Here is an 11,896-nt window from a genome sequence, read left to right as displayed (position 1 = left end):
GCGGGACACCGCGCCGACGCCGCGAAACGACTATATACCACACCCCCGCTCGGAACGCGTCGGTTTCGCTCTCGGATTTCTTCCGTCCGTCTCGTCGCTAAACCCGATTTTTACAGGGTTTTACACGTCGTTTTCGGGTGTGTTCTCGACACACCAAACACGCGAACTTTTAACTATTTGGGTCACTTACCTGAGGGTGAGGAAAACACCGAGAATCGTCTCTCGGTTCCGTTGTTCCCTCCACGTACCAAACCAATGAGCGAGAACCTTCGAACGTACACGACAGAGCACGTCGACGAGAGCGAGACCGAGTCGGAGACCGAAGAGGAGGAGCTTCGGTGTCCCGAGTGCGGCGGACAGTTAGCGACCGACACCGAACACGGCGAGACCGTCTGCGTCGACTGCGGGCTCGTCGTCGAGGAGGACGAGATCGACCGCGGGCCGGAGTGGCGCGCGTTCGACTCCAAGGAGAAGGACAACAAGTCGCGCGTCGGAGCCCCGACGACGAACATGATGCACGACAAAGGGCTCTCGACGAACATCGGCTGGCAGGACAAGGACGCCTACGGCAAGTCGCTGTCCAGCCGCCAGCGAGAGAAGATGCAGCGGCTGCGGACGTGGAACGAGCGGTTCCGCACCCGCGACTCCAAGGAGCGCAACCTCAAGCAAGCGCTCGGCGAGATCGACCGCATGGCCAGCGCCCTCGGCCTCCCCGACAACGTCCGCGAGACCGCGAGCGTCATCTACCGCCGCGCGCTCGACGAGGACCTGCTTCCCGGCCGCTCCATCGAGGGCGTCTCGACGTCGTCGCTGTACGCCGCCGCCCGGCAGGCGGGGACGCCGCGCAGCCTCGACGAGATCGCGGCCGTCTCGCGGGTGGAGAAGGACGAGATCGCCCGGACCTACCGCTACGTCGTCCGCGAGCTGAAACTGGAGATCCAGCCCGCCGACCCCGAGAGCTACGTCCCGCGGTTCGCCTCGGATCTGGGCCTCTCCGACGAGGCCGAGCGCCGGGCCCGCAGCCTGCTCGACACCGCGAAGGAACAGGGCATCCACTCCGGCAAGTCGCCGGTCGGCCTCGCCGCCGCCGCGGTGTACGCCGCCTCGCTGCTCGTCAACGAGAAGGTGACCCAGAGCGAGGTCAGCGAGGTCGCGAACATCAGCGAGGTCACCATCCGCAACCGGTACCACGAGCTCCTCGAAGCCGAGGACTCGGTCGCGCTGAACTGACCGCTCCGTCGTCTCGTTCTCTCGACGCGTTCGACACCCCCTCGCGTTTCGCCCGAGCCGAAACCGCGAAGGCGGCGGGTCGCCACCCGAAACCATGGAGACGACTCGCCACTTCACGGCGACGACGTACATCGTCAACGACGGGGCGACCGCCCTACACGACCACGAGCGGCTCGGAATCAGGCTGCCGCCCGGCGGCCACGTCGACCGCGACGAGTTGCCGCACGAGGCCGCGCGCCGCGAGGTCCGCGAGGAGACGGGGCTAGAGCCCGAACTGGTCGCGACGGAGTCGGCGGTTACGGGCCCGAACACGCGCGGACTCCCGGAGCCGGCCCACCTCATGCTCCACGACATCAACGTCCACGAGGACGGGTCGGTGGGGCACCAGCACGTCGACCACCTCTACTACGCCCGCGTCGACTCCCGCGAGATAGCCCCCGAGGGCGACGACGAGGTCGACCCGGAGCGCTGGCGCTGGTACGCCCCGGCGGAACTCGCGGCGAGCGACCTCCCCGAGGACGTCGTCGACCTCGGCCGGGAGGCGATCGCCGCCGTCGGCGACGACTGAGCGATCCGGGGTCGGGAGGCCGGGCCGATCCGGCGACCGCCGCCGACCGTCGGCGATCCGTCCGGTCCGAAAATCCCGCGTCAGACGGCCGTCTCACGCTCCGGAAGGTATTTGGGTCGGTGCTGGCGACGTAATCACAACGATGGACGCACAGCGACGGAAAGCGATCGGCGAGTGGGACGACCGCTCGTTTTCCGACGGGTTCGCGGGACTCGGGCGGATCGTCAGCGACGGGTTCTCCGGCGCAGCGACCGACGGGACCGGCTGGCTGTTCTTCGCCGACGGGAAGGTCGTCGGCGTCGTCGACGGCACGCTCGACGCCTTCGCCGACGCCTCGGGGACCGTCTACCGGGCCCCGGACGAGGCGCTCCCCGTGCTCTTCGCGATGCAGGAACTGGGCGGCGAGCCGCGGGCGAAGTACTACACCAACGACACGCCGCTGACCGAGGCCGACCGCAAGCTCTCGCAGGGGGGATTCACCGGCTACATCGAGCTGTCGGAGAACGTCCTCTCGGGCGACTACTACGTCGCCTACACCGGCGGCGAGTCGATGGCGGCCGCGTACGTCGGCAACGCCAGGCGGCTGGAGACCGGCGAGGAGGCGTTCGACCTCGCCGCCGACGAGGTCGGGATCTACACCGTGTACGAGGTCGACCTGGACGTGCGCCCCCTCCCGGACGGCGCGGAGGGCCCGGCGGACGACTCGGGCACCGCCGCCCCGGCCGAGACGACCGACGAGAGCGACGCCGCCGAGACGACCGGGTCGGCCGACCCGAACGGTTCGGCCGGCGCTGACGCCGCGATCGACCCGACCGCCTCGACGGACCCCGACGCCCCGAACGACGCCGCCGGGGAACCGGCCGACGGGAAACCAGCCGGCGGGAAACCGGCCGAGGAGCCGGAGGGCGTCGGGGCCGACCGCGATCCGACGGTCGGCGACGCGCCCGGGACACCCGTCGAGGGCGACGACAGCACGTCCGCCGACGCGACGGGCTCCGAGACGGCTCCCGCCGCGGACGACGGCGAGCGGACGTCCGACGCGGTCCGGATCGGGGACGCCGACGCATCCGACGCCGCCGACGCCGCGGAGGGCGACGGTCCCGGCGACGCCGGCCGCGGACGACCGTCGCCGACCGGAGGGAACGGGTCCGAGGCCGGCGACGCGCCCGGCTCCGAGGACGTCTTCTCGGAGGAGGCCGAATGGCGCGAACAGAAGTCGATCCCCGCGCTCGATCCTTCCGAAGCCGGCGGCGAGCCCCGAGCGCCGGACGACCGCCGCGCCGCGTCCTCGCAGCGCTCCCGGTCGGCCGACGAACGCGGCCGGACCGAGCGGAGCGAGTCGGACCCCGACGGCGGGTCCCCGTCGCCGCGGTCGACCGGGCGGTCGTCGTCGTCGACATCGTCGGCGGTCTCGAAACGCGACGGCCGCGACGCGGCGGGCGGCGCGGACCCCGAGCGGGTCCGGAAGCTGGAGGCGGCTTTGGAGGAGACCGAGACGGAGCGGCAGTCGCTCGCCGACGAGCGCGACCGGCTGGCGGTCGAGCGCGACGAGATAGCGACGGAGCGCGACGAACTCGCCGACGAGGTCGAGCGGCTGGAGGCCGAGACGGAGGAGCTCAGAGACGAGCGCGACCGCCTCCGCCGCGAGCTCTCGGACGCGAAGGAGCGGCTCCCGGACGCCGAGCGCGCGCTCACGCCGGCCGAGGCGCGCAACGGCACGAACCTGTTCATCAGGTACGAGTCGAAGGAGGGCGCGACGCTCGCCGACGCCCACGACGGGAGCGTCGACCGCGAGACGCTCCGCGAGAACCTCCGGGTCGAACACCACACGAGCTTCGAGACAGACGGGCTCGCCGTGGACGGGCGGGGGTTCGAGGAGTTCCTAGAGGACACCATCGAGTACGGGTTCACGCGCTGGCTCGTCGAGGACCTCCCGTTCGAGGTCCGCGGGACCGGCAACGAGGGGACGCTCCGCGACCTCTACGACGCGCTCCCCGAGGTCGACCGCGCCGAGATCGGCGGCTCGGTGTCGATCGAACTCCGCGAGGGCGGCGAGGAGACCAGAGAGCAGCGGACCTTCGACCTTGTGTTGCGCGACCGGATGGGCCACCCGCTGTTCGTCGCCGACCTGAACGACAGCCGGGACCCGACGCCCGAGGGGACGCTGGAGTCGCTCGTCGGGAACGGGCGCGACATCGCGGAGTCGAACGAGACGTTCGCCGGGGCGTTCGCCGTGACGGAGAGCTTCTTCGAGCCGGGCGCGCTGGAGACCGCGAGCGACGCGGTCGGCGGCGGGCTGTTCAGCCGGTCGAAGCGGGCGAGCTTCGTGAAGCTCTCGCGCAAGCGGGGGTTCCACCTGTGTCTCGTCGAGGCGCGCGACGGCGGGTTCCACATGACGGTCCCCGACCTGTAGGCGTCGTTAGGCGCTTCGAATCAGTCCTTTTCGGCTGCGAGGAAACGCGGCTCGTGCGTCGGCGGGCGAAATCGGAGTTCCGTTCAGTTCTCGAGTTCCGCTGCGTCGTCGATCCGCATGGAACCGAGCTTCTCGACGGTCTCGTCGAGCTTCTCGTCGAGTTCGTCGACGAACTCGTGGGTCCGCTCCGTGGTGATCGCTCCCTGACTGGACGGCTCGATGAGGTTCTCCTCTTCGAGGACGCGCAGCGAGTACCGGACCTTGTGGTGCGGGTAGCCCGTCTCGTTCGACATCTTCACGATGCCGATCGGCTCGTTCTCGATGACCATTCGCAGGACCTGAAGGTGCCGCTCCAGCATGTCTACCTCTTTCTCTAATCGGTCTATCATGGCACATGTTAACTCGTCATGCCCCCGTTTAAAAGTTGCTGTCGGCGGCGGAGAAGCGTGCGTCCGCGGCGGAACGGACGCGTTGATCTCGGCCTTCGACATGGGAGTAGTTAACGTGTTCGATCGCGGTACGGCGACGCGGTATCGATCCGACGCGGCGGACGGCGGGAGGAGCCGCCGCGGCACGGCGACGCGAGAATACACGAACGAGCGTATTCGGATCCGTGTACTAATTTCTCGATCCACGTTCGTGGTTATATCGCGATCACAGACCGTAATCGGTTTTACCCCCGGCCGGGAATCGGCAGGTCGTATGACACTCACCATCGTCGGCTCCCAGCTCGGCGACGAGGGCAAGGGCGCGCTCGTCGACCGATGGGGAGGGGACGCGGACGTCGTAGTCCGTTATCAGGGCGGCGACAACGCCGGCCACACCGTCGTCGAAGGCGGCACGGAGTACAAGCTCTCTCTGGTTCCGAGCGGCGCGGTCCGCGGGACCGTCGGAATCTTGGGAAACGGCTGCGTCGTCAACCCCGAGACGCTGTTCACGGAGATCGACGACCTGCGCGAGCGGGGGCTCGACCCGGACGTCCGCGTCGCCCGCCGCGCGCACGTCATCATGCCGTATCACCGCGTGCTCGACGGCATCGAGGAGGAGGTCAAGGCCGACGACGACGCCGGCGACGCGGTCGGCACGACCGGCCGCGGCATCGGTCCGACCTACGAGGACAAGGCGGGCCGGCGCGGGGTCCGGATCGCCGACCTGCTCGACCCCGACGTGCTCCGCGAGAAACTGGAGTACGTCGTCCCGCAGAAGCGCGCGCTCGTCGAGGACGTGTACGGGCTCGACCTCGATGACGACGGCCGCGCCGACGCGTTCGACGTCGACGCCCTCCACGAGCGGTACGCCGCGATCGGCGAGCGCCTCGCCGACGAGGGGATGACCGTCAACTGCTCCGACTACCTCCACCGCCGCCGCGAGGCGGGCGACGAGATCGTCTTCGAGGGCGCGCAGGGGACCCACATCGACGTCGACCACGGGAACTACCCGTTCGTCACCTCCTCGAACCCGACCGCCGGCGCGGCGGCCGTCGGCTCCGGCGTGGGCGTCACGACGGTCGGCGACGGCGAGGTCGTCGGCATCGTGAAGGCGTACCTCTCCCGGGTCGGCGAGGGGCCGCTCCCGACCGAACTCGACGGCGACGCCGACGAGGAGGCGCTCGCCGACGAGATCCGCGAGAAGGGCGGCGAGTTCGGCACCGTCACCGGACGCCCGCGCCGCATCGGCTGGCTCGACCTCCCGATGCTCCAGCACGCCGCGCGCGTCTCCGGCTTCACGGGCGTCGCGGTCAACCACGTCGACGTGCTCGCCGGACTCGACGAGCTGAAGGTGTGTACGGGGTACGAACTCGACGGGGAAGAGCTCGACACCGTTCCGACCACCACGGAGCGCTGGGAGCGCTGCGAGCCGGTGTACGAGACGCTCGACACGTGGGAGCCGTTCGACTCGGCCGCGGTCGCCGAGGAGGGGTACGACGCCTTACCCGGGGCCGCCCGCGAGTACCTGGAGTTCGTCGCCGACGAGATCGACACCCCGATCTACGCGGTCGGCGTCGGCCCCGACCGCGAGGAGACGGTCGAACTGACGAACCCGTTCGACGAGTAGGGCGAGCCCCCTCTGCGGGCCGGACTCCGCGTCTATTCCTGCGCGTCGACGGCGTCGAGCGCCGACAGGTCCTCGTCGGTCAGCGACAGGTCGGCGGCCGCGACGTTCGATTCGAGGTGGTCGACGCTGGAGGTACCGGGGATCGGCAGCGTCACGTCGGAGTGGTCGAGCAGCCACGCCAGCGCGACCTGCTGGGGCGTCGCGTCGCGCCGGCCGGCGACCTCCTCCAACGTCTCGGCCGACTCGCCCTCCTCGACCGCGTACATCGGCCCCCACGGGATGAACCCCACGTCGTGGCGCTCGCAGGCCTCCAGTACGTCCTCGTCGTCGCGGTGGCCGACGTTGTAGCGGTTCTGGACCGTGGCGATGTCGACGATCTCCATCGCGGTCTCCAGCTGCTCGACGGTGACGTTCGAGAGCCCGACGTGGGCGATCTGGCCGGCGTCTTTCATCTCCGCGAACGCGTGGACCGACTCCTCGAAGTCGGTGTCGGGGTCCGGACGGTGGTACTGGTAGAGGTCGATCTCGTCGGTCCCGAGGCGGTCGAGGCTACACAGCACCTGGTTCTTCAGGAAGTCGGGGTCCCCGTGGGGGAGCCAGTCGCCCTCGCGGTTGCGGAGCAGGCCGGCCTTCGAGGCGACGACCACGTCGTCGAGGTCGCCGAGCGCCTCGCCGATGAGCCGCTCCGAGACGCCCGGACCGTAGGAGTCCGCGGTGTCGACGAAGTCGACGCCGAGGTCGACGGCCCGCCGGAGGAGTTCCTTCGCCGCTTCCTCGTCTCCCGGTCGCCCGATGATGTCATCGCCCGTTACCCGCATCGCGCCGAAGCCGAGGCGGTCGACGGTCAGGTCGCCGCCGATGTCGAACGTCTCGCTCCTGCCGGTGGTGTCCGAAGCCATGATCGACCGATCCCGCGCCACGCGGAAAGCGGTGGGGGTGGCGGAAACGCGCGTGACGGCGCGTCGTTTCGAGGGCCCTCTCGATCCTTCCGGCCGATCGCCCGTGTTGCGCCCGTCGCTACTCATATACCGCCCCCGCGCGATCGTGGGGTATGGACGCCGAGCGCGAGGTACTCGACGTGTTGGCGCGGAACGCCCGCGAGGACATCGACGACATCGCGGCCCAGACGGGCCTCGACGCGGCGGCGGTAGCGGACGCGATCGACGCGCTGGAGGCGGACGGCGTCGTCCACGGCTACCAGGCGGTCGTCGACTGGGGCCGCGTCGACGAGGGGAAGATCCGCGCGGTCGTCGAGATCAACGTCGAACTCGACCGCGAGACCGGCTACGAGCAGGTCGCCGACCGGATCGCGAAGTTCCCCGCGGTCGACGCCCTCCATCTGGTCTCCGGCGACTACGACTTCGCCGTCGAGGTGCTCGGCGAGAACATGCAGGACGTCTCCGAGTTCATCTCCGAGCAGGTCGCGCCGATGCCGGCGGTCACCCAGACGGTGACCCACTACATCATGGAGACGTACAAGGACGGCGGGATCCGGTTCGAGGACGGCGACGACGACGACCGCCTCTCCGTGTCGCCATGAGGATCTCGGACCGCGCGCGCACCCTGCCAGAGTCGGGGATCCGGAAGTTCTTCGAGCTCGCGGAGGCGCGCGACGACGTGATCTCCCTCGGGGTCGGCGAGCCGGACTTCTCCGCGCCGTGGACCGCCCGCACGGCCGCCATCGACTCGCTCGAACGCGGGAAGACCTCTTACACCGCGAACCGCGGAATGGCCGCCCTGCGCGAGCGGATCGCCGACCACCACGAGCGCTACGACCAGTCGTACGAGCCGGAGTCGGAGGTGCTGGTCACGACCGGCGCGAGCGAGGCGGTCGACCTGGCCTTCCGCGCCCTCGTCGACCCCGGCGACACGGTCGCGGTCCACGAGCCGACCTACATCTCGTACGGGCCGGGGATCGAGCTGGCGGGCGGCGAGCGGCTGACGGTCTCCACGCGGGCCGCGGACGACTTCGCGCTCACCCGCGAGTCGCTGGAGGCGGCGGGCGCGGCCGACGCCGACCTCCTCGTTCTCTGTTACCCGAACAACCCCACGGGCGCGACGATGACCGACGAGGAGCTCGCGGAGGTGGCCGCGTTCTGCCGGGACGAGGACCTCCGCGTCGTCGCCGACGAGATATACGCCGCGCTCACCTACGGCGACGACCACGCCTCGATCGCCACCCAGCCGGGGATGCGCGAGCGCACCGTCGTCGTCAACGGCTTCTCGAAGGCGTACGCGATGACGGGGCTGCGGTTGGGGTACGCGCTGGGGCCCGCGGACGCGATCGACGCGATGAACCGGATCCACCAGTACACGATGCTGTCGGCTCCGACGACGCCGCAGTACGCCGCGATCGAGGCGCTCGACCGCTGCGACGACGAGGTCGCGGAGATGGTCGACGAGTACGACCGCCGCCGCCGGCTGGTCGTCTCGCGGTTCAACGAGATGGGCCTCGACACCTTCGAGCCGGGCGGCGCGTTCTACGCGTTCCCCGAGTGCGGGGGCGACGACGAGGCGTTCGCCGAGGAACTGCTGGAGGCGGAGGGCGTCGCGGTCGTCCCCGGATCCGTCTTCGGTGCGGGCGGCGAGGGGCACCTCCGCGTCTCGTACGCGACCTCGATGCGCGAGCTGAAGGAGGCGACCGACCGGATCGCGACGTTCGTCGAGGACCGCTGAGCCTCGGACTGGGAGTTCCACAGCCGATCGCGGCGACGGAATCGGCCTCTCCAGCTGGGATCCGGACGGGTAAACGGACAACTTTTCGCGAATTTATCAGCGTTCGCCAACGATTATCACGCTCGATCCTGATCGTCGGCGTATGGAGTTCCAGCTAACGGACGAGCAGAAACAGCTACGCGACGAGGTGCGGAAGTTCGCCGAGGAGGAGATCAAGCCGGTCGCCACGGAGTACGACGTCGAGGAGAAGTACCCGCACGAGGTCATGGACAAGGCCGCCGACATGGGGCTGTTAGCGCCGCACGTCCCGGTCGAGTACGGCGGCATCGGCTACTCGTCGCTGGAGAACGCGATCCTCACCGAGGAGCTGTTCGCGGCCGATCCCGGGATCGGCCTGTGTATCTCCAGCGCCGGGTTCGGCGCGGAGGCGCTGATGGAGTTCGGGACGGAAGAACAGAAGGAGCGCGTTCTGCCGGAGGTGACCGCCGGCGACGCGGTGATGGGGTCGGCCATCTCGGAGCCGCAGGCGGGGTCGGACGTGACCTCGGTGGCGACCCGCGCGGAGAAGGACGGCGACGAGTGGGTGATCAACGGCTCGAAGATGTGGATCACGAACGGCACCGTCGCCGACTACTTCGTCGTCGTCTGCGAGACCGACCCCGAGATCGACGACCGCTACTCGGGCTACTCGCAGATCCTCGTCGAGGGAGACCGCGACGGACTCACGGCCGACAAGATCACCGGGAAGCTCGGGATCCGCGCGAGCGACACCGCGGAGCTGCGGTTCGACGACGTCAGGGTGCCGGAGGAGAACCTGATCGGGCAGCGCGGGATGGGGTTCCTCCAGCTCATGCAGTTCTTCGACGAGACCCGAACCTCGGTCGCCGCGCAGGGCGTCGGGATCGCGCGCGGCGCGGCCGAGCGGGCGCTGGAGTACGCGGAGGAACGCGAACAGTTCGACCGCCCGATCAGCGACTTCCAGGCGATCAAACACAAGCTCGCGGAGATGCACACGAACACCGAGGCGGCCCGCTGGCTCACCTACCGCTCCGCGTGGGCGGTCGACAACGAGGCCGGCGACCTGACCGCGCTCGCGTCGATAGCCAAGGAGTTCGCCTCCCGGACCGCGGTCGAGGTCGCCGACGAGGCGGTCCAGGTCCACGGCGGTGCCGGCTTCGTCAACGACCACGACGTCGAGCGGCTCTACCGCGACGCGAAGATCACCCAGATCTACGAGGGAACCACCGAGATCCAGAAGAACATCGTCGCCCGGGAACTGCTCGACGAGGGGGTCTGAGGGCGAGTCGGCGAGAGAGTCTGGGGGCGACCGGCACCCCGATCGCGATCGGTACGTAGAAGCGCCGGGCGAGCGTACGATCCCGGCATGAGCGACGACGCGGACGCCGAGACGGACGGGGGGACCGTTCGGACCGGCGAGGAGGCGGACCCGGAAGAGCGGCTCAAGCGCCAGCGCGACGACCTCCGGCTGTTGAATCAGGTGATGCGCCACGACATCCGAAACGACCTCCAGCTCGTCGGCGCGTACGCGGAACTCCTCGACGACCACGTCGACGAGGAAGGGGAGGAGTACCTCGACGTCATCAAGCGCAACACCCAGAGCGCCGTCTCGCTCACCACGACGGTCCGCGACCTCGCGGAGGTGATGCTCCGGGACGACGCCGAACCGAGCCGCATCTCGCTCGACCGCGTGCTTTCACAGCAGGTCGAGGAGGTCCGGTCGGCGTACTCGGAGGCGGTCTTCACGGTCGAGGGGTCGTTCCCCGCGGTCGAGGTGGCCGGCGACGAGATGCTGAGCTCGGTGTTCCGGAACCTGCTGCGGAACGCGGTCCAGCACAACGACGAGACGCCGCCGAAGGTGACGGTCTCGGCGACCGTCGAGGCGGACGACGGCGTCGCCGAGGTGCGGGTCGCGGACAACGGACCGGGGATCCCCGAAGACCAGCGGGACGAGGTGTTCGGCAAGGGAGAGAAGGGGCTCGACAGCCCGGGCGCGGGGATCGGGCTGTACCTGGTCCGGTCGCTCGTCGAGATCTACGGCGGCGACGTGTGGATCGAGGACAACGAGCCGAAGGGCGCGATATTCGTCGTCAGGCTGCCGCTCTGCGAGGGGTGACGCGTTAGTCCGGGTAGCGGGGGCGATCCCCGTCGAACCCGCCTACTCGTCGTCGTACTCCATCGCGACCGAGTTGATACAGAACCGCTTCCCGGTCGGCTCCGGCCCGTCGTCGAACACGTGCCCGAGGTGGGAGTCGCAGTTCGCACAGCGGACCTCGGTGCGGCGCATCCCGTGGCTGGTGTCTATCGTGGTCGTGACGTTCTCCTCCTCGGCGGCGTAGAAGGCGGGCCAGCCGCAGCCCGACTCGTACTTCGTCTCGGCCTCGAAGAGGACGGTTCCGCAGGCCCGACAGCGGTACTCCCCGTCGTCGGGGTGGTGGTCGACGTACTCGCCGGAGAACTTCGCCTCTGTGCCGCTCTCGCGCAGCACGCGGTACTCCTCGTCCGTGAGTCGCTCGCGCCACTCCTCGTCGGTCAGTTCCTCCGGGTCGACGCCGCCTGTCTCGGTCGAATCGCTCGTCTCGCTCATACCACCGATACGTCCCCCACGGGCAAGGGGGTTGCGGCGGTCGGCGTCGCAAACGGTATGCGAGTCGCGGCCGACTCGCGATTCATGGCCCGGGAAGTGACACATGAAGCGGACGGACCGGCGATTCTCGACGACGACGACAAGGGGGACGACGGGAAGATCTACGTCTGTCAGTGCGGCCTGTCGGACTCGAAACCGCTCTGTGACGGGTCGCACAACGCGACTGCCGACGAGGAGGCGGGCGTCGTTTATAAATACGCGAACGACGACGCCGACGGCGAGCGACGCGAGGTCGGCGAGATCGCGGATGACGAGGAGTGAAGATCACGGGATCGGATAGTCAGCCGAC

The 11,896-nt window shown here is 69.3% G+C and carries 12 protein-coding genes; 9 read left to right on the top strand and 3 right to left on the bottom strand.

The genetic code is table 11. The features are described from left to right. The first annotated feature begins 255 nt into the window (after positions 1-255). From NAF06_RS13650 to NAF06_RS13640, 3 genes are all read left to right on the top strand, one after another. Positions 256-1,230 carry a transcription initiation factor IIB gene (locus NAF06_RS13650; protein ID WP_008581314.1) on the top strand — a complete coding sequence of 325 codons (975 nt, stop codon included), beginning with the start codon at positions 256-258 and terminating at the stop codon, positions 1,228-1,230. Between the two features lie 94 nt (positions 1,231-1,324). Beyond that, a complete protein-coding gene (locus NAF06_RS13645; protein ID WP_008581313.1) occupies positions 1,325-1,798 on the top strand; it encodes an NUDIX hydrolase in 474 nt (157 codons plus the stop codon). Positions 1,799-1,940: 142 nt separating this feature from the next. Beyond that, on the top strand, positions 1,941-4,211 hold the full coding sequence (locus NAF06_RS13640; RefSeq protein WP_008581312.1) for a DUF7527 domain-containing protein: 2,271 nt from the start codon (positions 1,941-1,943) through the stop codon (positions 4,209-4,211). An 83-nt stretch (positions 4,212-4,294) separates the two neighbouring features. Here the strand turns inward: NAF06_RS13640 and NAF06_RS13635 are convergent, their stop codons facing one another. Continuing rightward, positions 4,295-4,600 carry a hypothetical protein gene (locus NAF06_RS13635; protein WP_004595838.1) on the bottom strand — a complete coding sequence of 102 codons (306 nt, stop codon included), beginning with the start codon at positions 4,598-4,600 and terminating at the stop codon, positions 4,295-4,297. A gap of 313 nt (positions 4,601-4,913) precedes the next feature. Here NAF06_RS13635 and NAF06_RS13630 point away from each other — a divergent pair, with 313 nt between their 5' ends. Further along, positions 4,914-6,266, top strand: coding sequence for an adenylosuccinate synthase (locus NAF06_RS13630; RefSeq protein ID WP_251106166.1), 1,353 nt, complete (start codon positions 4,914-4,916; stop codon positions 6,264-6,266). Between the two features lie 32 nt (positions 6,267-6,298). On the opposite strand, the gene NAF06_RS13625 is transcribed toward NAF06_RS13630, so the two are convergent. Continuing rightward, on the bottom strand, positions 6,299-7,165 hold the full coding sequence (locus tag NAF06_RS13625) for an aldo/keto reductase (RefSeq protein ID WP_008581309.1): 867 nt from the start codon (positions 7,163-7,165) through the stop codon (positions 6,299-6,301). Between the two features lie 152 nt (positions 7,166-7,317). Here NAF06_RS13625 and NAF06_RS13620 point away from each other — a divergent pair, with 152 nt between their 5' ends. From NAF06_RS13620 to NAF06_RS13605, 4 genes are all read left to right on the top strand, one after another. Then, on the top strand, positions 7,318-7,806 hold the full coding sequence (locus NAF06_RS13620) for an Lrp/AsnC family transcriptional regulator (RefSeq protein WP_008581308.1): 489 nt from the start codon (positions 7,318-7,320) through the stop codon (positions 7,804-7,806). Beyond that, a complete protein-coding gene (locus NAF06_RS13615) occupies positions 7,803-8,942 on the top strand; it encodes a pyridoxal phosphate-dependent aminotransferase (protein ID WP_008581307.1) in 1,140 nt (379 codons plus the stop codon). The genes NAF06_RS13620 and NAF06_RS13615 overlap by 4 nt, the downstream gene beginning before the upstream one ends. Positions 8,943-9,084: 142 nt before the next feature. Continuing rightward, positions 9,085-10,239 (top strand): acyl-CoA dehydrogenase family protein, encoded by a 1,155-nt coding sequence (locus NAF06_RS13610; protein ID WP_008581306.1) that lies wholly within the window; start codon positions 9,085-9,087, stop codon positions 10,237-10,239. An 87-nt stretch (positions 10,240-10,326) separates the two neighbouring features. After that, complete coding sequence (locus NAF06_RS13605) at positions 10,327-11,076, top strand: sensor histidine kinase (protein WP_008581305.1); 750 nt, start codon at positions 10,327-10,329, stop codon at positions 11,074-11,076. Positions 11,077-11,118: 42 nt separating this feature from the next. On the opposite strand, the gene msrB is transcribed toward NAF06_RS13605, so the two are convergent. Next, a complete protein-coding gene (msrB, locus tag NAF06_RS13600; protein ID WP_008581304.1) occupies positions 11,119-11,547 on the bottom strand; it encodes a peptide-methionine (R)-S-oxide reductase MsrB in 429 nt (142 codons plus the stop codon). A gap of 84 nt (positions 11,548-11,631) precedes the next feature. Between msrB and NAF06_RS13595 the strand changes: the two genes are divergently transcribed. Beyond that, a complete protein-coding gene (locus NAF06_RS13595; protein WP_049908553.1) occupies positions 11,632-11,868 on the top strand; it encodes a CDGSH iron-sulfur domain-containing protein in 237 nt (78 codons plus the stop codon). Positions 11,869-11,896: the final 28 nt, after the last annotated feature.

This window comes from Halorubrum hochsteinianum (genome assembly GCF_023702125.1).
Lineage (GTDB): Archaea > Halobacteriota > Halobacteria > Halobacteriales > Haloferacaceae > Halorubrum > Halorubrum hochsteinianum.
This window is presented reverse-complemented; position numbering and strand designations above follow the sequence as displayed.